Source organism: Leucobacter sp., assembly GCF_053528595.1.
The window spans coordinates 80,259-102,308 of the sequence record NZ_JAIVPF010000064.1; the positions used below are offsets into that span (position 1 = coordinate 80,259).

A 22,050-nucleotide genomic window follows, 5' to 3' on the forward strand; every position below is an offset into this window, starting at 1 on the left:
GCCGGGGAGCGCGAGCATCACCCGGTCCGCAGGATCGGCGGAGGTCGCATCCGTGCACCGCCGGAAGCAGTCGGAGGAGGAACATGCAGGCAAATTGGACGCCCGCCCAGGGCGAGGGGGAGCAGCAGTCGGCGCTGGAGCAGTTCGGCGTCAATCTCACGGAGGTCGCCCGGTCGGGCAAGCTCGACCCGGTGATCGGGCGGGACAGCGAGATCCGCCGCGTGAGCCAGGTGCTCACCCGGCGCACGAAGAACAACCCGGTGCTGATCGGCGAGCCCGGCGTCGGCAAGACCGCCGTCGTCGAGGGGCTGGCCCAGCGCATCGTCGCGGGCGACGTCGCCGAGTCGCTGAAGGACAAGGAGCTCATATCGCTCGACATCTCCGCGCTCATCGCGGGCGCGAAGTACCGCGGCGAGTTCGAGGAGCGCATGAAGGCGGTGCTCCAGGAGATCAAGGACTCCGACGGGAAGATCATCACCTTCATCGACGAGCTGCACACCCTCATGGGAGCCGGCGGCGGCGAGTCGTCGGTCGCGGCTTCGCAGATGCTCAAGCCGATGCTGGCGCGCGGCGAGCTGCGGCTCATCGGCGCGACCACGCTCGACGAGTACCGCGAGTACATCGAGAAGGACGCGGCGCTCGAGCGGCGCTTCCAGCAGGTGTACGTGGGCGAGCCCTCGGTCGAGGACACCGTGGCGATCCTGCGCGGACTCAAGGAGCGCTACGAGGCGCACCACAAGGTGACGATCGCCGACTCGGCGCTCGTCGCCGCGGCGAGCCTGTCGAACCGCTACATCACCGCCCGCCAGCTGCCCGACAAGGCGATCGACCTGATCGACGAGGCGGCCTCGCGCCTGCGCATGGAGATCGACTCCGCGCCCGTCGAGATCGACGAGCTGCGCCGCGCGGTGGATCGCATGAAGCTCGAGGACCTCGCCCTGAAGAAGGAGAAGGACGCCGCCTCGAAGGAGCGCCGGGCGAAGCTGCAGGAGGACCTCGCCGCGAAGCAGGCCGAGCTCGACGTGCTCGAGGCCCGCTGGGAGAGGGAGCGCGCCTCCCTCAACCGCGTGGGCGAGCTGCGCGAGAAGCTCGATCAGCTGAACATGCAGGCGCAGGTCGCGCAGCGCGAGGGCAATCTCGAGAAGGCCTCGAAGCTGCTCTACGGCGAGATCCCGGTGATCCAGAAGCAGCTGGCCGACGCCGAGCAGGCCGAGCTCTCGGATGAGGTGGGCGGCGAGCCGCGCATGGTCAACGAGCAGGTGACCGACGAGGACATCGCGGGGGTGGTCGCGGCGTGGACCGGCATCCCCGTCGGCCGGCTGCTGCAGGGCGAGACCGAGAAGCTGCTGTCGCTCGAGAGCGAGCTGGGCAGACGGCTCATCGGCCAGAGCGACGCGGTGCGCGCGGTCTCCGATGCGGTGCGCCGCACGCGGGCCGGGATCGCGGATCCCAACCGCCCCACCGGGTCCTTCCTGTTCCTCGGGCCCACGGGCGTCGGCAAGACCGAGCTCGCGAAGGCGCTCGCCGAGTTCCTCTTCGACGACGAGCGTGCGATGGTGCGCATCGACATGTCGGAGTACGGGGAGAAGCACTCGGTGTCCCGGCTCGTCGGCGCCCCTCCGGGATACGTCGGCTACGAGCAGGGCGGCCAGCTCACCGAGGCCGTGCGGCGGCGCCCCTATTCGGTGGTGCTGCTCGACGAGGTCGAGAAGGCGCACCCCGAGGTGTTCGACGTGCTGCTGCAGGTGCTCGACGACGGGCGGCTCACCGACGGGCAGGGCCGCACGGTCGACTTCCGCAACGTGATCCTGATCCTCACCTCGAACCTGGGCAGCCAGTACCTCATCGACCCCGACATGGCGTGGGGCGAGAAGGAGGACGCGGTGCGCGAGACGGTGCGCCGGGCCTTCAAGCCCGAGTTCATCAACCGGCTCGACGAGATGGTGATCTTCCGCCCGCTGTCGGAGGCCGATCTGGCGCAGATCGTGGAGCTCTCGATCGACCGCCTGCAGCTGCGGCTCGCGGACCGGCGGCTCACCCTCGGGGTCACGCCCGAGGCGCGGGCCTGGCTCGCCTCCCGCGGCTACGATCCGATCTACGGCGCCCGCCCGCTGCGCCGCCTCATGCAGCACGAGATCGACGACCGGCTGGCGCGGGCGATCCTCTCGGGTGAGGTGCGCGATGGCGACGCGGTGCGCGTGGACGTGGCGGCCGACGGCGACGGTCTCGTGCTCGAGAGCGCGGGATCGGTGCCCGCCGCCTCGGCCGGCTTCGGCGGCGGGGCGAACGGCGACGGCTCCGACGACGTGATCGAGGCCGAGCTGCTCGACGACTGACCCGGCGGGGCGCGCCGTCCCGGGTGCCGGCGACGGTTCGCCGGTCCCGCGAGCGCGCCCCGCCCCGTACCCGCCCGCTGGTCCCCGGTGTCCGCCCCGCCGGTCCCCGCCACGCCCCCGTGCCCACCCGCCCCTCGCGCGTCAGTAGATGTCACCAAAAAGGCCCTGAGGCGACAACTACTGACGCGCGTCATTGCACGCGAGATCGCTGCTCGGAGCGGGGGCGAGCTCTTCCCGCACCCTCGAGTCCGACGAGCCAAAAAGATCACAAAACGGTAACGGACTTCGCTATGCTGTGAGTCACCGCGCGACGAGGTGCGGCGCGAGGAGGCTCGAGCATGAGGGATCAGGCGACCGGCTGGAGGCGCAGCGCTCTGCGTACCGGGCTGCTCGCGTGGACGCTCGTGACCCTGCTCCTCGTGCTCTGGGGGGCGACGCCCCACGCCGCGGCGGCGAGCAGCATGCAGATGCACGGCGCACTGCACCGGGAGGGCGCGGTCGGCATCGTCTCCCACCGCGGAGCCGCCGCGATCGCCCCCGAGAACACGCTCGCGGCCATGAGCGTCGCCATCGACCAGGGAGTCGAGTTCGTCGAGACCGACGTGCAGCTCACGGCCGACGGCGTGCCGATCCTCATGCACGACCCCACGCTCGACCGCACCACGAGCGGCACCGGGGCCGTGGCGAGCCGCAGCTTCGCCGACATCCGCGCGCTCGACGCCGGCGGCTGGTTCTCCGCCGACTTCGCGGGCGAGGCCGTGCCCACCCTGGAGGAGTTCCTCGACGTGCTCGAGCCCTCGACGACCCGAGCCCTCGTCGAGCTGAAGGGCGAGTGGACGACTGAGCAGCTGGAGTCCGTCACCGAGCTGCTGCGGTCGCGGTACATGGTCAACCGGGTCGCGCTGCAGTCGTTCGAGACGCCGACGCTGGAGGGCCTGCAGCAGGTGGCGCCCGAGTTCGCGCGCGTGCTGCTGACCCGGGAGTGGGACGAGAGCACCGTGCAGCAGGCGGTCGACCTGCAGGTCTCGGCCGTCGGCGCGCGCACCAAGCTCTACGAGGGCCGCCCGGAGCTGCTGGAGCGCCTGCGCGCGGTCGGCATCGGATCCCTCGTCTACACGCTGAACACCGAGAAGCGCTGGGCGCAGGCGAGCGAGCGCGGCGTCGATCTCGTCGTCACCGACGACCCCGTGAGCCTCGCGGTGTGGCGGGATCCGGTGTAGCGCGGGATCGGGTGCGGAGCCCGATCGGCTGCGGAGCCGCCCGTCACCGCCCGGCCCGCATCGCCCGGGCGATGGACTCCCCGATGAAGACCGCGGTGTTCGCGGGTCCCCGGTGCGGGGCGACGGGGAGGATCGAGGCATCGGCGACGCGGAGCCCGTCGACGCCGCGCACGCGACCCGCGCCGTCGACGACGGAACCCATCGGCGCGGTCGCGCACGTGTGCAGGGCCGTGCCGAGGTGCGCGAGGATCCAGCCGTCGAGCGCCGCGTCGTCGTCGAGCACCGTCTCGTCGAGGTCGACGGGACCCGCGCACGCCGCCGAGAACGCCGGCGCGGCCAGCAGCCGAGCCGCGGTGCGCACGCCGGCGCGGAAGCGCCGCCGGTCCTCCGCGGACTCGAGGTAGCGGTACTCGAGGCGCGGCGGCACGAGCGGGTCGGCATCGACGAGGCTGAGGCGGCCGCGCCCCGAGTGATGCTGCAGGGCCACGAGCAGGTGGAGCGTCTCCGCGGCAGGTCTCACCCCGGTCAGCAGGGCGCCGAGCGGTTTGGCGGTGAGCAGGATCTCGAGATCCCCCTCGGGGTGCGAGGGGAGCGCCTGGTCGACCGCGGCGGCGTCGAGGTTCAGCGCCGTGGGGAAGCCGTAGCCCGCCTCCCAGTCGACGATCCCTCCGCGCGTGCGCCACTCGAGGGCGAGGTTCGGGTGGTCGCTGAAGGCCTCTCCCACGGGGAGGTCGGCCACCGCCTCGATCCCGAGCTCGGAGAGACGCCCGCGCGGCCCGACCCCGCTCAGCATGAGCAGCTGAGGCGAGGCGATCGCCCCGGCTGCGAGGACCACCTCGTCGGCGGCGAAGAACCCCGCGCTCGTCTCCACGCCGACGGCCCTCGGCCCCGCGGCTCCCGCGTCGATCGCCACCCGCAGCGCCCGGGCGCCGCCCACGACGACGAGGCGCTCCCGGGCCGCCGGGTCGAGCGCATCGCCGAGATAGGGGTCCCCCGTGCTCACCCGGACGCCGTCGACGATGTTCGAGGGCACCGGTCCGACGCCCGGCGGTCCGCCGTCGTTCTTGTCGGGCTCGTCCGGGAAGCCGAGCGCGCGCGCCGCGGCCGAGAACGCGCCCGCGGCGACGGAATCCTGCGGGGGCCGTGCGACGCGCATCGGCCCGGCCGCGCCGTGATGCGGAGCTTCCGGGAAGTCCAGATCCCGCTCGAGCGCGTTCAGGATCGGCAGCGCCTGTTCGTAGCTCCATTCGGGCCCGCCCGCCGCGGCCCACCGCGCGAAATCCGCCGGTGTCGCGCGCACGAAGTAGCCGCCGTTGGTCGCGGTCGAGCCGCCGAGCGCGCGGCCTCGTGCGATCGAGACGGCGAGGCCGGGTCGCAGCTCCCCCGGGTAGGCCCAGTTCGCCGGGTGGTCGGGCATCGCGCCCGCGAGCCTCCCCCCGTCGCGCAGGTCGGGCGGGGCCGGCCGCTCGGCCGATCCGGCCTCCAGCAATGTCACCTCGCGGCGCGGATCCTCCGCGAGGCGGGCCGCGAGCGGCGCGCCGGAGCCGCCCGCGCCCACGATCACGGTGCGAATCGGCGGTGCGCCGGTCCGCGCGCCGGTCCGTGCACGGGGCCGCGCTGCGGGGCCGGGGGCGTTCATCCCTCGTGCAGTCCGAACACGGCCTCGGCGGTGATGAAGGCCTCGGAGAGCAGTGCGAGCAGGTCGGCGTCATCGTCCTCGAGCCACCGCTCGTAGGAGGCGATGCACATCCCGAGGCACGCCCAGGCGATGGTCTGCGGGGCCAGTCCGTCCGGGGATTCGTTCCGACGGCGCCCCACGAACTCCGCGATGACCTCCCGCCACGCGGCGTACTTGAGCGTCGAGTAGGCGGTGAGCGAGGGGACGTTGAGCAGCAGCCACATGCGGCCGCGATGGTACTGGTGCTCGGCCTCGGGGAAGGTGTTGAAATCGAGGATCGCGGTGCGCAGGGCGTCCATGAGCGGGAGGTCGGGATCGGTGGCGGCGAGCCTCGCCCGCATCGCGGTCAGCAGCGCGGAGAAGTCTCCCCACGGCAGTTCGTTCTTCGATGAGAAGTAGCGGAAGAGCGTGCGCCTGCCGATGCCGGCCTCGCGCACGATGTCGTCGATCGTGGTGGCGTCGAAACCGCGCTCGATGAACAGGTTCAGCGCGATGTGGCTGAGCTCGCCGTGCGTCGTCGCCGGGGCGCGGCCGACGCGGGGCGCTGCCGCCTCGGGTGCTGCGGCCGGTTCGGGGTCCATGTGCTGCTCCGTTTCCTCTGCCGTGCAGCATACCGCCCGGTTGCACGAGCGGGCGATCGGCGGCCGGGGCGCGGCCGGATCCGCCTGGGATCCCCGCGGGATCCCGTGAGATCACCGTCGGATGCGCCTGGGATCCCCGCGGGATCCCATGAGATCCCCGCAGAATCACGGCGGGATCCTGCGCGTCCTCCCGGAAACGGAACAGCCTCTTCCCAACGGCACTCAGTGCCACTATGGTGAGGATTGCGGGTAGGGCCCGCCGATGCCGTCGCTCCTCCGAAACCGCCGGTTGCGACACGACACGGGTCATCCGCTGCACATCTCAACGACGAGAAGAGGAATGGTCATGGCTGGAAGAGTCGAAGGCAAAGTCGCGTTCATCACGGGTGCCGCGCGCGGACAGGGGCGCGCGCACGCGCTGCGCCTCGCCGAGGAGGGCGCCGACATCATCGCGATCGACATCGACACCCAGGTCGAGGGAGTGCCGTACGCGACGGCTCGCGCCGAGGATCTGCAGGAGACCGTGCGCCAGGTCGAGGCGCTCGACCGCCGCATCGTCGCCGAGACCTGCGATGTGCGGGATCTCGACCGGCTGAAGCAGGTCGTGGCCAACGGGGTCGCGGAGCTCGGCCGCCTCGACATCGTCGCGGGCAACGCCGGCGTCGACATCGTCGGGCCCTGGCACTCGATGACCCCGGAGATCGTGCGCACCACGATCGACATCAACCTCATCGGCGTCTGGAACACCGTGATGGCGGCCGTCCCCGCGATCCTCGACGCCGGCAACGGCGGTTCGATCATCCTCACGAGCTCGGCGAACGGACTCAAGGCGGGCCCCTGGAACATCGCCTACAACATGTCGAAGTACGGCGTCACCGGACTCACCAAGTCGCTCGCGCAGGAGCTCGCCAAGGACGGCATCCGGGTGAACAGCGTGCACCCGGGCGGCGTCGACACGCCGATGGCGCAGGGGATCATGGGCGTGGAGGACAGCGGCTTCTCGAAGGGCATGGAGGAGAACCCGCTGCTCACGGGCATGCTCACGCAGTGGCTCCCGGGGATGATGGATCCCCGCGAGATCTCGAACGCCGTGCTCTACCTCGCGTCCGACGAGGCGAAGTGGGTCACGGGCCACGCCCTCGCGGTGGACGGAGGCATGACCCAGTACTGAACCCGTCGCGGTGCCCGCGCGGCACCGCGGGGCGGATCGCCCGGTCTCGCGCCGCAGGCGATCCGCCCGTGTCATCCCGATGCGGCGCGAATCCGAACACGAAGGAGTGGGAAGAATCATGGCTGGAAAACTCGAAGGCAAGGTCGCATTCATCACGGGAGCCGCACGCGGACAGGGCCGCTCGCACGCGATCCGCCTCGCGCAGGAGGGCGCCGACATCATCGCGGTCGACCTCTGCGAGCAGATCGCGACCGTGGGCTACCCGATGTCGACGCCGGACGATCTCGCCGAGACCGTCGCGCAGGTCGAGGCGCTGGATCGCCGCATCATCGCGACGCAGACGGACGTCCGGGATCGGGATGCCCTCCAGGCCGCCGTCGACGCGGGCGTCGCCGAACTCGGACGCCTGGACATCGTGCTCGGCAACGCCGGCATCGCCCCGCTGTCGCTGCACCCGACGCCCGAGGAGTGGCAGGACGTGCTCGACGTCAACCTGACCGGCGTCTACCACACCGTCGAGGTGGCGAAGCAGGCGCTCATCGACGCCGGCGGCGGCGCCATCGTGCTCACGAGCTCGACGGCGGGCATCAACGGCATCGGCGGCAGCACGCCGGGCGGCCTCGGCTACACGGCGGCCAAGCACGGCGTCGTCGGCCTCATGCGCAGCTACGCCAATCAGCTCGCCGAGCACTCGATCCGCGTGAACACGGTGCACCCGACCGGTGTGAACACCCCGATGGTGGTGAACGACGTGATGCAGGAGTTCCTCGAGGCCGACCCGCAGATGGGTCAGGCCATGGCGAACGCCCTGCCGGTGCCCATGATCGAGCCGGTGGACATCTCGAACGCGATCCTCTACCTCGTCTCCGACGACGGGCGCTACGTGACGGGCGTGACCCTTCCCGTGGACGCCGGGTTCACCAACAAGAAGTAGGGAGGTGCATCGATCATGACCGGAAGACTCGAGGGCAAGGTCGCGTTCATCACGGGCGCCGCGCGCGGGCAGGGCCGCTCGCACGCGGTCCGGCTCGCGCAGGAGGGCGCCGACATCATCGCGGTGGACATCTGCGAGGAGGTGCCGAGCATCACCAGGTTCTATCCCGGCGCAACGGAGGAGGATCTCGCCGAGACCGTGCGCCAGGTCGAGGCGCTCGATCGCCGCATCGTCGCCTCGAAGGCCGACGTGCGCGACTACGCCGGCCTGAAGGAGGCGCTCGACCGCGGCGTCGCCGAGCTCGGCCACGTCGACATCGTCTCGGCGAACGCGGGCGTGTTCTCGTTCGGCGACCAGACGCAGGACGTCACCGATTCCGACTGGCAGGACGTGATCGACATCAACCAGACCGGTGTGTGGCACACCGCTAAGGCCGTGATCCCGCACCTCATCGAGCAGGGCACGGGCGGATCGATCATCATCACGAGCTCGACCGCGGGCATCAAGGGCACGCCGAACGTCGCGGCGTACACGGCGAGCAAACACGCGGTGGTCGGCATCATGCGCACGCTGGCACTCGAGCTCGCGCCGCACCGCGTGCGGGTCAACACGGTGCATCCCACGGGCGTCGACACCGACATGATCCAGAACGAGGCGACCTTCCGGCTCTTCATGCCCGACGTCGAGCACCCGACCCGTGAGCAGGCGGCCCCGATCTTCCAGTCGACGAATGCGCTCCCGGTGCCGTGGGTGGAGCCGATCGACATCTCGAATGCGGTGCTCTTCCTCGCCTCCGACGAGGCGCGGTACGTCACCGGCACCGAGCTGAAGGTGGATGCGGGGTACACGCTCAAATGACTCTCGTCGAACGAGCCCCGGGCGGCGGTGCGGGCGGTCCGGCCACCGCTGCGGAGCGGGTCCGCTCCCGCGTCATCGGCCGCGAGCGCGAGCTCGAACTCGCGCTCGCGGCGGTGTCGGCGGGCCGCGACCTGCTGCTGGAGGGGCCGCCGGGCACGAGCAAGACCACGATCCTGAAGGCGATCACGCAGGAGTGGGGGATCCCGCTGTTCTTCATCGAGGGGAACGCGGATCTCACCCCCGCGAAGCTCGTGGGCCACCACAACCCGGCGCGCGTGCTGCGCGAGGACTACTCGGCGGACAACTTCGTGCCCGGTCCGCTGGTCGAGGCCATGCAGCAGGGAGGGTTCCTCTACATCGAGGAGCTCAACCGCGCGCCGGAGGACACGATGAACACGCTGCTCATGGCGATGGGGGATCGCGCGATCTCGGTGCCGCGGGTCGGCAGGATCGCAGCGCTGCCCACCTTCCGGGTGGTCGCGTCGATGAACCCCTACGACAACATCGGCACGGCGCGCCTCTCGCAGAGCATCCACGACCGCCTGAACCGCATCGTGATCGGGTATCAGGACGCCGAGGCCGAGACGCGGATCGTGCGGCTGCGCGCCGGGCTCGGCGCGGAGGGCGCCGATGCGGCGGAGTCGCTCGGCGAGCGGGTCGTGCAGGACGCCGTGGCCGTGACCCGCGCGACGCGCTCCCACCCCGATGTGCGGCAGGGGTCGAGCGTGCGCGGCGCCATCGACACCGGGATGATCGCCGCGCAGCTCGCCGAGCTGCGCGGCGTCTCGGCGCCCGGCGACGAGCGCTACCCGGAGCTGTTCTACGACGCGATGACCGTCGGGCTGTCGGGCAGGATCCACGTGGACGAGGCCGCGGAGACGACGCCGGAGCGCGTGCTGCGGGAGATCTGGGAGGACCGCTTCATCCTCGAGCCGCACGCCGCGGCGCCCGGATGAAGAGCGGTCGAGGCCGACTCGCCGATCACGCGTGAGGCGCGGGATCGCGACGGCTCTCGCGGGAAGCCGCTCAAGCGCAAGCCGAAGCGGCTCGACGAGGCGCCGACCCTGCACGACGCCCGGATGCGGCCCGGGAAGCACGGGCCGGTGCTGCTCGGCGGCGGATCCCGGGAACCCGGAGCGGCGGCCCTCCCCGGAGCGGTCGCCCCCGGGGAGACCGACGAGGCCGCCGCGCTCATCGGGAGCCCGGAGGAGGAGGCCGAGGTCGACCCGGGGGTGCGCGCCCTCGCGCAGCAGATCGCGTCGCGCCTCTCGGTGCGCAGGCCCCGGAGGGATGCGTCGGCGGTGCGCGGGATCGGCCGGCTCGAGACCGTGCCCTACGGGGGCGCCTCCGACGAGATCGATCTCGATGCGACGCTCGAGGTGCTCGCCGAGCGGCCGCTGCCCGAGGACGAGGACATCCTCGTGCGCGAGCGGCTGCGCACGAAGCGATCCGTCGTGCTGCTCGTGGACGTCTCGGGCTCGATGAAGGGGGAGCGGATCAAGACCGCCGCCGCGACGGTCGGGGCGCTCACGGCGGAGCTGTCCCACGACTCGCTCGCCGTCGTCGCGTTCTGGTCGGACGCCGCGGTGCTGCTCGATCTCGGCGGACCGGTGCGTCCGATGGAGCTGCTGGATCGGATCCTCAGGATTCCGGCGCGCGGGCTCACCAACGTCGCCTTTCCTCTGGAGGTCGCCGCGCAGCAGCTGGCGCGGGTGCCCGCGCGCGAGGCGCGCGTGATCCTGCTCTCCGACTGCGTGCACAACGCCGGCCCCGATCCGCGAGCCTTCGCCGCGAAGCTGCCGCGCCTCGACGTGCTCCTCGATGCGAGTGGGGAGAAGGACATCGAGCTGGGGCGGGAGCTCGCCTCGCGCGGGCGCGGAACCTGCCGTGTGCTCCGCTCGCACCGCGACGTCGCTCCGGCGCTCAGCGCGATCTTCGGGTGGTGACGGGTTCTCTCGAAACCGAGCTTTCTTTTTGACACCGGGTGTCAATATAATCGGAACATCGCGCCGGGGGGACGATACGATCAGTCACCGGCCTTTCGACGATGAAAGCGAGAATCGTATGAGCAAGATCTGGCCCTGGGTGAAGAACCCCTGGTTCGAAACCGTCCTCGAGGCGCAGCGCCGCTCGAAGGCGTTCCTGCCGCCCTCGGTCTACGCGGCCCTCGTCGCCGGATCCGAGCGGGGCCGCACCCCGCAGGACAACCTCGACGCGTTCGCGGAGCTCGAGTTCGCCCCCCACGTCGCCGGCCATCAGCCGGAGCGGGACCTCTCGACCACGATCCTCGGCATCCCCGTCTCCCTGCCGGTCATGATCTCGCCGACCGGGGTGCAGGCGATCCGCCCCGAGGGCGAGGTCGCCGTCGCGAAGGCCGCCGCCGCCCGCGGCACGATCATGGGGCTCAGCTCCTTCGCCTCGAAGCCCGTCGAGGAGGTCGCCGCGGTCAACGAGAACACCTTCTTCCAGATGTACTGGACCGGAAGCCGTGAGACCATGCTGCAGCGCATGGAGCGCGCCCGCGCGGCCGGCGTCAAGGCGCTCATCACGACGACCGACTGGTCCTTCTCGGTCGGACGCGACTGGGGCAGCCCCGCCATCCCCGAGCGGATGGACTTCTCCGCCCTGTACAAGATGGCGCCCGAGGGCATCCGGCGGCCGAAGTGGACGGCGACCTGGTTGAAGGCCGGCCTGCCCGACCTCACCGCGCCGAACCTGAAGCCGCCGACCGGCCCGGCGCCCACGTTCTTCGGCGCCTACGGCGAGTGGCTGCAGACGCCGCCGCCCAGCTGGGAGGATCTCGAGTGGCTGCGGGAGGAGTGGGGCGGTCCCTTCATGATCAAGGGGATCACCCGCATCGATGACGCCAAGCGCGCTGTCGACATCGGCGCCGACGCCATCTCCGTCTCGAACCACGGCGGCAACAATCTCGACACCACCCCTGCCTCGATCCGCTGCCTCGGCCCGATCGCGGACGCGGTCGGCGATCAGCTCGAAGTGCTGCTCGACGGGGGCGTGCGCCGCGGCGGCGACGTCGCGAAGGCGCTCGCGCTCGGGGCCCGGGCCGTGATGATCGGCCGCGCCTACCTCTGGGGCCTCGGTGCGAACGGCCAGACCGGCGTCGAGAACGTGCTCGACCTGCTGCGCATGGGACTCGACTCGGCGCTGATCGGCCTCGGTCACGCGTCGGTGTCCGAACTCACCCGGGACGACTTCTACATCCCGGAGGGCTTCGAGCGCGTGCTCGGCGATACCGGCACCGCAGCCCCGGACTCCGCCGCCGCGAAGCGCACGTCGCGTCGCACCTCCGCCGCGGACCGCCCGGTCGAGAAGGTCGTCCAGTAGGCCTCCCGCACCGTCCGTCCGTCCGAAGGAGCACCGAACGCATGACCACCAGCGATGCCGTCGCGCCCTGGGGCCCGCCCCTCTTCCCGCCGCCGCCCGCCGACCTCCGCGAACGCGCCCGGTTCACCGCGCGCGTCCCCCTGGCCTGGACCTCGGGGGTGGCGCTGCGCGCCGGCAGGGTGACGATCGGCGGGTCGCCGTGGTCGGTGACGCTGATCCCGGATCGCTTCCGCCCGTTCGCGCGCAGGCTCTTCGCGGCGAACCGGAGCGGGCTCACGGCCGCCACCCCCGAGGAGCAGGAGGCGGCGCTCTTCCTCCTCGATCTCGGCATCGCGGATCCGCTGCCCGCCGCCGCGACCGCGGCGGCCCGCCCCGATGACCTCGAGATCGTCGTCCCGGTCTACCGCCACGCGGAGCAGCTCGAGCGCTGCCTCGCCTCGCTGCGCGAGGACGGACTGCCGGTCACGGTCGTCGACGACGCCTCCCCCCGCCTGGACGCCGCGCGCATCAGGAAGATCGCGCACGCCCACGGGGCGAAGCTCATCGTGCGCAAGACGAACGGAGGTCCCGGTGAAGCCCGCAACGACGGCTTCCGTGCGACCACGGCGCCCTTCGTCGCGTTCCTCGACGCGGACGTGACGGCCTCGCCCGGGTGGGCGGCGCGCCTCCGGCCGCTGTTCGACGATCCCCTCATCGGCGCGATCGGGCCGCGCGTGCGCCCCCGGATCGAGGGCGGCTCTGCCGTGGAGCTCTACGAGGAGACCCGCTCCGAGCTCGACATGGGGCCCGACCCGAGCCGCGTCGTCTACGGCGTCCCGGTCGGCTGGCTCCCGAGCGCCTCGGTGATCGTGCGGCGCAGCGCCGTCACCGATCCCCCCTTCGAACCCGGCATGCGCGTGGGCGAGGACGTCGACCTGTTCTGGCGGATGCACGAGGCCGGCTGGACCGTGCGCTACGTCACCGACGTCGTGAACCACCACGAGGTGCGGACCGCGCTGAAGGACTTCAGCCAGCGCCGCGCGATGTACGGCTCCTCGGCCGCCGACCTCGAACTGCGGCATCCGGGCCGCCTCATCCCCGCCCGGCCGTCGTTGTCGGGGCTCGCGGTGGTCGCCGTGCTCGCGAACCGGCGCGCGTGGGTGCGGTGGCTCGCCCTGCCCATCGCCGCGTACGAGTTCGCGCGCCAGCGGCGCCTGCTGGGGAAGGGGATGCCGATCTCCGTCGCGGTCGAGATGACGGGGCGCTCGCTCTGGTCCGACGCGTTCTGGATGGGGCACCTGCTGCGCCGCGACTGGTGGCCCGTCGGCTGGGGCGTGCTCGCGCTGACACCGTTCTCGCGGATGGCGCGCGCCGTCGCGACGGCGATGCTGTGGGAACCGGTGCGGGATCACCTCCTCCGCCCGACGCGGCTCGGCCCGTTCAGGAGCCTGACCCTGCGCCTGTTCGACGACGCCTCCTACGGTTCCGGCGTGATCCGCAATGCCGTCCGCAAGCGCGTTCCCAATGTGGTGATGCCGCGGGTGCGCTTCCCCTTCTGGCCGCGGAACGGCGCGCCCGACGCGCGGAGCGGCATGCAGGCCGGCCCGCAGGCGGCGGACGCCCCGCCGCGGCTCCCCACCCGCTCCGCACGATCCGAAGAGAAAGCGACCCCCGCCGCATGACCCGCACGACCAGGACGACGCGCTTCGGCGCGATCGCCGCCCTCGCCCTGCTGCTCACGGGATGCGCCGCCGGCGCCGGAGCGGCCGGCGGCGGGGACGGCACGGCCGCCGACCCGATCCGGATCGGCGCGGTGAGCTCGCTCACGGGCCCGGCACCCTTCCCCGAGGTCCCAGGCGCGGCGCGGGCCGTGTTCGACGAGGTGAACGCCGCCGGCGGCATCGGCGGGCGGATGATCGAGTTCATCTCCGAGGACGACGGCGCCGACCCGGCCCAGGCCGGTCAGGCGGGCCGACGACTCGTCGACGAGGAGGGCGTCGTCGCCATGGTCGGCGCGGCGAGCCTCGTCGAGTGCAGCGCGAATGCCGCGCTCTACGCGCAGCGCGGCGTGCTCTCCGTCATGGGCACGGGGATCGAGCCGTCCTGCTTCGCCTCCTCGAACATCGCCCCCGTCAACGCGGGTACCTTCAACGGCTACGAGAGCCTGCTGTACTTCGCGAAGGATCAGCTCGGCGCCGAGAGGATCTGCCCCGTGATCCTGAAGAGCGAGGGCCTGACCGAGCCGTACCTCGAGCTCCTCGACCGCTGGCAGCGGGTCACCGGCACGGCGTTCGCCCACATCGACACGTCGGTGAACCTCGGGGACGATCCGACCCCGGCGATCCTCGCGGTGAATGACGCGGGGTGCGACGCGGTCGTGCTCAACCCGACCGAGCCCGAGGGGGTCGCCTTCATGAAGGCCGTCCAGCAGCAGGGCGTCATCGACCAGGCGGACTGGCTCATGCTCACCAACGTCTACACGGAGTCGGCGATCGAGGCGCTGCAGGCGCAGGGGACGATCGGCAACGTCTACGCGAACTCCGAGTTCCTGCCGTTCACGAGCGACGATCCCGAGGTCGAGAACTGGCGCGCCACGCTCACGGCGGCGGACGTGCCGATCACCTCGCTCTCCGAGGGCGGGTACGTGAGCGCGTGGATCATGGTCGACGTGCTCGAGAGCATCGAGGGCGACATCACCCGCGAGTCGGTCGCCGAGGCGCTGCGCGGCGCCGGCGAGATCGAGAACCCCCTCATGGGCATGCCCTACGTCTTCGACGCCTCCGACGCGCACAACCCCAATCGTGCGAGCATGATGGTGCAGGCGACCGCGGACGGATGGATCCCGGTCGGCGACTGGGTGGAGGTGCCGTAGCCGGCGCCCCCGCGATCCGAACACCGTACGGGAGGCGACGATGCTCGACGGGCTGATCGTCTCGGGTCTCGTGACGGGATCCGCCTACGCGATCCTCGCCGTGTGCATCGTCGTGCTCTACCGTCTCGTCGGCGTGCTGAACTTCGGGCAGGCCGCGATCGGCGGACTCGGCGCATACACCGTGTACGCGCTCGCGGGATCGGGGCTGCCGCTGCCGTTCGCCGTGCTCGCGGGCGTCTCCGCCGCGGCCGGGCTGTCGGCCTTCGCGGGCTGGGTGATCGCGCGCTGGTTCGGGACCGCGACGCCCGTCGTACGCGCGGCCGTCACCGTCGTGCTGCTCGTGGTGGTGCTCACCGCGGGGTTCCGGCTCTTCGGAGACACCCCCCGAGTGATGCCGAGCCTGGTGCCCGACGTCGCCTTCCCGGTGCTCGGCGTGCGGGTCTCGCTCACGACGCTGATCGCGCTCGCGGCGACCGCGGCGATCGCGACCGCGCTCACGCTGCTGCTGCGCCGCACCCGCCTCGGGCTCCGGCTGCAGGCGGTCGCCGAGCGGCCGACGACCGCGCAGCTGCTGGGCGTGAACGCGCGAGCGCTCTCGGTCGGGGTGTGGGCCGTGGCCGGGGCGCTGTCGACCCTCGCGCTCCTCTTCATCGCTCCGACGCGCAATCCCACCTTCGAGTCGATGGCGTTCCTCGTGGTGCCGGCGCTCGCCGCCGCGCTCGTCGGGGCCCTGTCCGACGTCTGGACCGCCGCCGCCGCCGGGCTCGCGGTCGGGGCGATCGAGGGCATGGGGGTCCGGGTGCCCGGCCTCGCCGAGTACCGAGGCGCGATCCCGTTCGTGATCGTCATCGTCGCGCTGCTCTGGATGCGCAGGCGGGAGGTGTGGGATGCGGTCCGGTGACGCCGCCGCGGCGCGGGAGCCTTCCGCGAACCCGCCGGATCGGGCGGCGCGCGCGCTCGGGTGGGCGCCCTGGCTCGGCTGGGGGCTGCTCTCGGTCGTGCTCGCGGTGCTCGGGATGCTGCTGCCCGTCTACTGGGTGTACCTGCTCGCCACCGTCGCGGTGAGCGCGCTCGTCGCGCGGAGCATCGGCCTCGTCACCGGCCAGCTCGGCATCATCACGCTGTGCCAGATGTCGTTCGCCGCCATCGGCGGATGGGTCGTCTCCGCCCTCGCCCTCGTCTGGCCCGCGGCGCCGTTCCCCCTGCTGGTGCTCGTCGGCGGCTGCGCCGCGGCTCCGGCGGGGCTCGCGATCGGGCTCGCGAGCGCCCGCATCCGCGGAGTGGAGTTCGCGATCGTGAGCCTCGGCTTCGCGGCTGCGCTCGATCTCGTGGTGCGGCAGCGCGGGTTCCCCGGCGTCGGGGCGGGGACCACCGTGATCCCGAGCGCCCCGTTCGACGATCCGCGCGGCTTCTTCGCACTCGCCTGGGGGCTGTTGATCCTGCTCCAGTTCGTGATCTCGCGCGTCGCGCGCACGCGATTCGGTCTCGCCTGGAGCGTCGTGCGCTCGAGCGAGCGGACGGCCGCCGCGCTCGGGGTGCGGGCCGCGGCGGTGAAGACCGGTGCCTTCGGGATCGGGGCGGCCGTCGCCGGCTTGGCGGGCGGTCTGCTCGCCGGGCAGTACGGGCTGCTCACCACGAGCGTGTTCACGCCGCTCACCTCGATGGTGCACCTGGCGACGGCGGTGCTGTGCGGGGCGAGCCTCTTCGCGGGCGCCGTTCTCGCCGGCGTGTTCGCGGTGTTCGTGCCGGAGCTGCTGCGCCGATTCGGCGTGCCCCTCGACGTGGGGAACGCCCTGCTCGCGATCGGCGCGTTCGACGTGCTCCGGCGGGGGAACGGAGGCCTGGTCGAGCAGCTGCACGCGAAGCTGCAGGAGCGGGCCTTCGCCCGCGCGCGGTTGAACGTCAGACTCTCGGATTCCGGCCCCGGCGGGCCGGAGGATGGGCCGGCGGCGTCGCTGTCGGCGACGGCGACGGCGACGGCGACCCGGGGAGCCGATCCGGGTGCCGGGAGGCGTGTCGCGTCCGACCCCGCCCCGCCCGTCCGGCTCGAGATCTCCGAGCTCTCGGCGGACTACGGCGGAGAGCCGGCCCTCGACCGGGTGTCGCTGCGACTGGCGCGGGGCGAGGTGCACGCCCTCGTCGGCCCGAACGGCGCGGGCAAGTCGACTCTCGTCGACGCCGTCACCGGCTTCCTGCCCGGATACAGAGGCGCGGTGACGCTCGCCGGAGAGCCGATCGACGGCCTGTCCGCCCGGGAACGGGCGCGGCGGGGAGTGCGGCGGACCTTCCAGCACATCCGGTCGATCGAGGGGACCACCGTCGGGAGCTACCTCCGGCTCGCCGCCGGGGCCGATCGGGACCCCGAGGCGGGGCTCCCTGCCGACGACACCCGGGTCGAGCGGATGCGCTCCCGCGGCGAGCGGATCCGCTTCGCGAGCGACTTCCTCGGCCTTCCCCCGGGCCGCGTGCCGATCCGGCTCCTGGACGCCGGATCTCGTCGTGTCCTGGAGATCGCGGGTGCGCTCGTATCGGGACCGGGCGCCCTGCTGCTCGACGAGCCCGCCGCCGGTCTCGGTGAGGAGGAGAGTGCGGGGCTCGCCGAGCGCGTGCGCCGCATCCCGGCGGCGTTCGGCTGCTCCGTGCTGCTCATCGAGCACGACATGGGGTTCGTCCGGAGTGCGGCGTCGACCGCCACGGTGCTCGACGCCGGACGCGTGATCACGACCGGCCCGGTCGCCGCCGCACTGGGCGATCCGCGCGTCGTGGCGAGCTACCTCGGTCGCGGCGGTGCGGCATGAGCGATGCGCTGCTGGTCCAGGGCGTCTCGGTGCGGCGCGGCGGTCTCCCGGTCTGCCGGGACGTCTCCTTCACGGTTCCCGCGGGCGAGATCACGGTGCTGCTCGGAGCGAACGGGGCGGGCAAGTCGACGCTGCTCGACGGCATCTCGGGGTTGCTGCCGCTCGCCGCGGGACGGGTCGAGATCGACGGCCGCCGGATCGACGGGCTCCCCGTGCACCGCCGCGCCGCGCGCGGCCTCGCCTACGTCCAGCAGGAGCGCAGCGTCTTCGCGAGCCTGACCGTCGCCCAGAACCTCGCGGTGGTCGACGGCTCGCGTGCCGCGTTCGCGCGGGCCTGCGAGCTCTTCCCCCGCCTGGCGGCGAAGCGGGACACTCGGGCGGGGCTCCTGTCCGGCGGCGAGCAGCAGATGCTCCTCGTCGCCCGGGCGCTCGCCGGCCGTCCCCGGTTCCTGCTCGTCGACGAGCTCTCGCTCGGGCTGGGCCCGAGCGTCGTGACCGCGCTGGTGGACGCGTTGGCCGGGCTCGCGCGGAAGGGCGTCGGGATCCTGCTCGTCGAGCAGTTCGTCGAGACCGCCCTGCGGGTGGGGACGACGGCGCACATCCTGGAGCGGGGGCGGGTCGTGCGATCCGCGCCGTGCGGTGAGCTGCTGCGGGATCGCGCGTCGCTGATCTCCCCGTATCTGGGCGGCGGATCCTGAGACACCCGGGCGCCCGGCAACGCGGCCGACCGCCGCGGTTCGTCATCCGCTCGGACTCGCGCCCGGACAGTGCTAGCGTCGAGGGGACGTCCGCATCGTGAATGGAGAGACCACATGGCACAGGCCGCCCGCGCTCGCATCGGAACCTCGGAGCTCGAGATCGCACCGCTCGCCCTCGGGGGCAACGTCTTCGGCTGGACGGCGGATCGCGCCGCGTCCTTCGAGGTGCTCGACGCCTTCGTCGCCGGTGGGGGAGACTTCATCGACACCGCCGACGGCTACTCGCACTGGGTGCCGGCCAACACTGGCGGGGAGTCGGAGACGATCATCGGCGAGTGGCTGTCGGCGGGGCGCGATCGCGACGCCGTGGTGATCGCGACGAAGGTCTCCACCCACCCCGAGTTCTCGGGTCTCGCCGGCACGAACGTGCGCGCGGCGGCCGAGGCGTCGCTCGCCCGGCTCGGCACGGATCGCATCGACCTCTACTACGCCCACTACGACGACACGAGCACCCCGCTCGAGGAGACCGCGGCCGCCTTCTCCGGGCTCGTCGACGAGGGCAAGGTCCGTGCGATCGGCGTATCGAACTACACGGCCGAGCGCGTGGCGGAGTGGATCCGGATCGCGCGCGACGGCGGCTACCACCTGCCCGTCGCGCTGCAGCCCCACTACAACCTCGTCGAGCGCGAGTTCGAGACCAACGGCCTGCGGGCGGTCGCCGAGCGGGAATCGCTCGCGGTCTTCCCCTACTACTCCCTGGCGAAGGGGTTCCTCGCGGGCAAGTACCGCGAGGCCGCCGACGCAACCGTGCCCGGCGCCAGCGACCGCGCCGAGGGAGCGGCCGCCTATCTCGACGAGCGCGGCCGGCGCGTGCTCGATGCGCTCGACGCCGTCGCCGCGGTGCGCGGCGCCGAGGTCGCGACGGTGGCGCTCGCCTGGCTGCGCCAGCAGCCGACCGTCGTCGCGCCGATCGCGAGCGCGCGCAGCACCGCGCAGCTGACCGCGCTCCTCGCCGCGATCGATCTCGAACTCGGCGCCGAGGAGCTCGCGGCGCTGACGGCCGCCTCGGCGTAGCCGCCCGTCACCCGCCGAGGGCGGCCGCGATCCGCTCCGGCGAGAGGGCCGCGTCGATCGCCAGCTGCGCCGCGCCGAGGATCGCGGCGTTCGCCGCGGCGCGCGACGGGGCGATCGTCAGGTGCTCGGTGGAGAGCGGGATCGAGCGGGCGTAGACGACCTCGCGCACGCCGGCCACGAGGTGCTCGGCCGCCTGCGCCATGGTGCCGCCGATCACGATGGTCGACGGGTTCATCAGGCTGACGCAGGCGGTCAGCACCTCTCCGATGTCGCGCCCGGCCTGGCGGATCGCCTGGATCGCCGCGACGTCGCCGCTCTTGGCGAGCGCGACGACCTCGCTCGGGCGCTCGAGCCTCCGCTCCGGCGTGCTGAGCGCGCGGGCGAGGGCGCGGCCCGAGGCCACGGCCTCGATGCAGCCCCGGTTGCCGCACGGGCACGGCGCGTCCGCGGCCCGCGCGAGGGCGACGTGCCCGATATCGCCGGCGGCGCCGTGCGCGCCGCGGCGCAGTGTGCCACCGGAGATGACGCCGGCGCCGATGCCGCTGGCTACCTTGACGAAGATGAGATCGGTGACGCCGGGCCACGAGGTGCTGAGCTCTCCCAGCGCCATGATGTTGACGTCGTTGTCGACGAGCACGGGCGCGTCGATCTCGGCGCGGATCGCGGAGGGAATGTCGAAGCGGTCCCACCCCGGCATGATGGGCGGGTTGATCGGCCGCCCGGTCGAGAACTCCACGGGGCCGGGCACGCCGATCCCGATGCCGGCGACCTGCTCCGTGGTGTAGCCGAGATCGGGGAGGAGGGTCTTCGCGGAGTGGAGTATCCAGTCCATCGCGGCCTCCGGCCCCTCGGCGATGTCGCGCGGGGAGGAGACCTCGGCGAGCAGCTCGCCGTCGAGGTCGGTGACGGCGACGCGGGCGTGCAGCGCCCCGAGATCCGCGGCCAGCACCACCCGCGCCCGGGGGTTGAAGGCGATCTGCGATGAGGGGCGACCACCGGTGGAGGCCGCGTCCTGAACCGGCGTGATGAGGCCGAGCTCGAGCAGCTGATCGATGCGCTGCGTGATGGTGGGGCGGGAGAGCCCGGTGATCTGCGCGAGCTTGGCCCGCGTGCGGGGCCGTCCGTCTCGCAGGAGCTGGAGGAGCCCGCCCGCGGTGGAGATCGCGGCGCCGTTCAGCGGTGGGGGCAGGGTCACACTTTCAGTAAAGCACAGATGAAAGTTGGTAACGGTTTGATCACTTATGAAAAGAGATTGACAAAAGTGTGACGGTCGGTAACAGAATAGAAACATGTCACCGCAGACATCGTCGTCTTCCCGGCCCCCGCGCATCGGCATGCTCGGGGCCGGATTCATGGCACGCACGCACTCGCTCGCGGCGCGGGCTGCCGGGGCCGGGCTCGAGGCCATCGCGTCGTCCTCCCCGGCGCGCGCGGCGGAGGCCGCCGCGGCACTCGGCTACGCGCGGGCCCTGCCGGCCGATGAGCTCCTCGCGCAGGGGCTGCCCGTCGTGCACATCTGCACGCCCAACCAGAGCCACGTCTCCTACGCCCGCGCTGCGCTGCGCTCGGGCTCGCACGTCATCTGCGAGAAGCCCCTCGCGACGAACGCGGCCGAGGCCCGCGAGCTCGCGGAGGAGGTCGAGGCCGCGGGGCGCTTCGGGGCGGTGCCGTTCGTCTACCGCTACCACCCGATGGTGCGCGAGGCCCGCGCCCGCATCGCCGCGGGCGAGGCCGGCGCGGTGCTGACGATCGCCGGCCTGTACCTGCAGGACTGGCTGCTCGACGCCGCCGACGACAACTGGCGCGTCGGGGCCGGCGCGGGCGGTCCGTCCCGCGCGTTCGCCGACATCGGATCCCACCTCGTCGACCTCGTGGAGTTCGTCAGCGGCGACCGAATCGCCCGGCTCGTGGCGACGACCCGCACCGTGCACCCCGAGCGCGGCGGTCAGCCCGTCGACACCGAGGACTCGGTCGCGCTGACCCTCGAGCTCGTGGGGGGCGGCATCGGGACGCTCCTGGTCTCGCAGGTGGCCCCCGGGCGGAAGAACGGCCTCGTGCTGGAGATCGCCGGTTCGCGGGAGAGCCTGCGCTTCGAGCAGGAGGACCCCGAGCGCCTGTGGGTGGGCCGGCGCGGCCACTCCGTGCTGCTCAGGCGGGATCCCGCGACGCTCTCGGCCGACGCCGCGCGCATCTCGTCGCTCCCCGCGGGCCATCCCCTCGGCTACCAGGACGCCTTCAACGCGTTCGTCGCGGACGCCTACGCCGCCGCATCGGGGGAGCGCCGCGACGGCGTGCCGACCTTCGCGGACGGGGCCAGGGCGGCCGCGATCACCGACGCCGTGCTCGAGTCGGCGCGCGGCCGCCGCTGGGTGGAGGTGAGCGAGGCGTGAACGACACCGGCTCGGCCGCACCCGTGCTCTCGGCCGTCGACGTGCGCAAGCAGTTCTTCGGCGTCGAAGTGCTGCACGGCGTCTCCCTCGACCTCGTGCCCGGCATGGTGCACGGA

Annotated in this window: 18 protein-coding genes; 15 read left to right on the forward strand and 3 right to left on the reverse strand. The window is 72.4% G+C overall.

Features of this window, described 5'->3' with window-relative positions; translation table 11 throughout:
- The first annotated feature begins 83 nt into the window (after positions 1-83).
- Complete coding sequence (locus tag ACWKZU_RS13315; RefSeq protein WP_449282810.1) at positions 84-2,336, forward strand: ATP-dependent Clp protease ATP-binding subunit; 2,253 nt, start codon at positions 84-86, stop codon at positions 2,334-2,336.
- 338 nt (positions 2,337-2,674) lie between these two features.
- Positions 2,675-3,556, forward strand: a complete 882-nt coding sequence (locus ACWKZU_RS13320; RefSeq protein ID WP_449282811.1) for a glycerophosphodiester phosphodiesterase — start codon at positions 2,675-2,677, stop codon at positions 3,554-3,556.
- A gap of 43 nt (positions 3,557-3,599) precedes the next feature.
- On the opposite strand, the gene ACWKZU_RS13325 is transcribed toward ACWKZU_RS13320, so the two are convergent.
- Together ACWKZU_RS13325 and mftR are read right to left on the reverse strand one after the other, a co-directional pair.
- On the reverse strand, positions 3,600-5,120 hold the full coding sequence (locus tag ACWKZU_RS13325; protein ID WP_449282812.1) for a GMC family oxidoreductase N-terminal domain-containing protein: 1,521 nt from the start codon (positions 5,118-5,120) through the stop codon (positions 3,600-3,602).
- Between the two features lie 71 nt (positions 5,121-5,191).
- Positions 5,192-5,815: a mycofactocin system transcriptional regulator gene (gene mftR / locus ACWKZU_RS13330; protein WP_449282813.1), complete on the reverse strand. Its 624-nt coding sequence runs from the start codon at positions 5,813-5,815 to the stop codon at positions 5,192-5,194.
- A 346-nt stretch (positions 5,816-6,161) separates the two neighbouring features.
- On the opposite strand from mftR, the gene ACWKZU_RS13335 reads away from it, so the two are divergent.
- The 12 genes from ACWKZU_RS13335 (at position 6,162) to ACWKZU_RS13390 (ending at position 19,544) form a co-directional block, all read left to right on the forward strand.
- Positions 6,162-6,986: a mycofactocin-coupled SDR family oxidoreductase gene (locus tag ACWKZU_RS13335; RefSeq protein ID WP_449282814.1), complete on the forward strand. Its 825-nt coding sequence runs from the start codon at positions 6,162-6,164 to the stop codon at positions 6,984-6,986.
- Between the two features lie 118 nt (positions 6,987-7,104).
- Positions 7,105-7,920, forward strand: coding sequence for a mycofactocin-coupled SDR family oxidoreductase (locus tag ACWKZU_RS13340; RefSeq protein ID WP_449282815.1), 816 nt, complete (start codon positions 7,105-7,107; stop codon positions 7,918-7,920).
- A 15-nt stretch (positions 7,921-7,935) separates the two neighbouring features.
- Positions 7,936-8,778 (forward strand): mycofactocin-coupled SDR family oxidoreductase, encoded by an 843-nt coding sequence (locus tag ACWKZU_RS13345; RefSeq protein ID WP_449282816.1) that lies wholly within the window; start codon positions 7,936-7,938, stop codon positions 8,776-8,778.
- A complete protein-coding gene (locus ACWKZU_RS13350; RefSeq protein ID WP_449282817.1) occupies positions 8,775-9,734 on the forward strand; it encodes an AAA family ATPase in 960 nt (319 codons plus the stop codon). Before ACWKZU_RS13345 ends, ACWKZU_RS13350 begins: the two co-directional genes overlap by 4 nt.
- A gap of 123 nt (positions 9,735-9,857) precedes the next feature.
- Entirely contained in the window at positions 9,858-10,724 is an 867-nt protein-coding gene (locus ACWKZU_RS13355) for a vWA domain-containing protein (RefSeq protein WP_449282818.1), read from the forward strand.
- 118 nt (positions 10,725-10,842) lie between these two features.
- Positions 10,843-12,123: a pre-mycofactocin synthase MftD gene (gene mftD / locus ACWKZU_RS13360; protein WP_449282819.1), complete on the forward strand. Its 1,281-nt coding sequence runs from the start codon at positions 10,843-10,845 to the stop codon at positions 12,121-12,123.
- 41 nt (positions 12,124-12,164) lie between these two features.
- On the forward strand, positions 12,165-13,784 hold the full coding sequence (mftF, locus tag ACWKZU_RS13365) for a mycofactocin biosynthesis glycosyltransferase MftF (RefSeq protein ID WP_449282820.1): 1,620 nt from the start codon (positions 12,165-12,167) through the stop codon (positions 13,782-13,784).
- Positions 13,781-14,974 (forward strand): ABC transporter substrate-binding protein, encoded by a 1,194-nt coding sequence (locus ACWKZU_RS13370; RefSeq protein WP_449282821.1) that lies wholly within the window; start codon positions 13,781-13,783, stop codon positions 14,972-14,974. Before mftF ends, ACWKZU_RS13370 begins: the two co-directional genes overlap by 4 nt.
- 40 nt (positions 14,975-15,014) lie before the next feature.
- Positions 15,015-15,875, forward strand: a complete 861-nt coding sequence (locus ACWKZU_RS13375) for an ABC transporter permease subunit (protein ID WP_449282822.1) — start codon at positions 15,015-15,017, stop codon at positions 15,873-15,875.
- The gene (locus ACWKZU_RS13380; protein WP_449282823.1) at positions 15,862-17,772 is read left to right on the forward strand and encodes a branched-chain amino acid ABC transporter ATP-binding protein/permease; all 1,911 of its coding nucleotides are present in this window, start codon (positions 15,862-15,864) and stop codon (positions 17,770-17,772) included. The genes ACWKZU_RS13375 and ACWKZU_RS13380 overlap by 14 nt, the downstream gene beginning before the upstream one ends.
- Positions 17,769-18,470, forward strand: a complete 702-nt coding sequence (locus tag ACWKZU_RS13385) for an ABC transporter ATP-binding protein (protein WP_449282824.1) — start codon at positions 17,769-17,771, stop codon at positions 18,468-18,470. Before ACWKZU_RS13380 ends, ACWKZU_RS13385 begins: the two co-directional genes overlap by 4 nt.
- A gap of 114 nt (positions 18,471-18,584) precedes the next feature.
- The gene (locus ACWKZU_RS13390; RefSeq protein ID WP_449282825.1) at positions 18,585-19,544 is read left to right on the forward strand and encodes an aldo/keto reductase; all 960 of its coding nucleotides are present in this window, start codon (positions 18,585-18,587) and stop codon (positions 19,542-19,544) included.
- 7 nt (positions 19,545-19,551) lie between these two features.
- Here the strand turns inward: ACWKZU_RS13390 and ACWKZU_RS13395 are convergent, their stop codons facing one another.
- Complete coding sequence (locus ACWKZU_RS13395) at positions 19,552-20,739, reverse strand: ROK family protein (protein ID WP_449282826.1); 1,188 nt, start codon at positions 20,737-20,739, stop codon at positions 19,552-19,554.
- A 94-nt stretch (positions 20,740-20,833) separates the two neighbouring features.
- Here ACWKZU_RS13395 and ACWKZU_RS13400 point away from each other — a divergent pair, with 94 nt between their 5' ends.
- A complete protein-coding gene (locus ACWKZU_RS13400) occupies positions 20,834-21,934 on the forward strand; it encodes a Gfo/Idh/MocA family protein (RefSeq protein ID WP_449282827.1) in 1,101 nt (366 codons plus the stop codon).
- Positions 21,935-22,050: the final 116 nt, after the last annotated feature.

Coding starts and splice junctions, on each gene's coding strand:
- ACWKZU_RS13315 (WP_449282810.1), top strand. CDS start 84: ATGCAGGCAAATTGGACGCCCGCCCAGGGCGAGGGGGAGCAGCAGTCG.
- ACWKZU_RS13320 (WP_449282811.1), top strand. CDS start 2,675: ATGAGGGATCAGGCGACCGGCTGGAGGCGCAGCGCTCTGCGTACCGGG.
- mftR (WP_449282813.1), bottom strand. CDS start 5,815: ATGGACCCCGAACCGGCCGCAGCACCCGAGGCGGCAGCGCCCCGCGTC.
- ACWKZU_RS13335 (WP_449282814.1), top strand. CDS start 6,162: ATGGCTGGAAGAGTCGAAGGCAAAGTCGCGTTCATCACGGGTGCCGCG.
- ACWKZU_RS13340 (WP_449282815.1), top strand. CDS start 7,105: ATGGCTGGAAAACTCGAAGGCAAGGTCGCATTCATCACGGGAGCCGCA.
- ACWKZU_RS13345 (WP_449282816.1), top strand. CDS start 7,936: ATGACCGGAAGACTCGAGGGCAAGGTCGCGTTCATCACGGGCGCCGCG.
- ACWKZU_RS13350 (WP_449282817.1), top strand. CDS start 8,775: ATGACTCTCGTCGAACGAGCCCCGGGCGGCGGTGCGGGCGGTCCGGCC.
- ACWKZU_RS13355 (WP_449282818.1), top strand. CDS start 9,858: ATGCGGCCCGGGAAGCACGGGCCGGTGCTGCTCGGCGGCGGATCCCGG.
- mftD (WP_449282819.1), top strand. CDS start 10,843: ATGAGCAAGATCTGGCCCTGGGTGAAGAACCCCTGGTTCGAAACCGTC.
- mftF (WP_449282820.1), top strand. CDS start 12,165: ATGACCACCAGCGATGCCGTCGCGCCCTGGGGCCCGCCCCTCTTCCCG.
- ACWKZU_RS13370 (WP_449282821.1), top strand. CDS start 13,781: ATGACCCGCACGACCAGGACGACGCGCTTCGGCGCGATCGCCGCCCTC.
- ACWKZU_RS13375 (WP_449282822.1), top strand. CDS start 15,015: ATGCTCGACGGGCTGATCGTCTCGGGTCTCGTGACGGGATCCGCCTAC.
- ACWKZU_RS13380 (WP_449282823.1), top strand. CDS start 15,862: ATGCGGTCCGGTGACGCCGCCGCGGCGCGGGAGCCTTCCGCGAACCCG.
- ACWKZU_RS13385 (WP_449282824.1), top strand. CDS start 17,769: ATGAGCGATGCGCTGCTGGTCCAGGGCGTCTCGGTGCGGCGCGGCGGT.
- ACWKZU_RS13390 (WP_449282825.1), top strand. CDS start 18,585: ATGGCACAGGCCGCCCGCGCTCGCATCGGAACCTCGGAGCTCGAGATC.
- ACWKZU_RS13400 (WP_449282827.1), top strand. CDS start 20,834: ATGTCACCGCAGACATCGTCGTCTTCCCGGCCCCCGCGCATCGGCATG.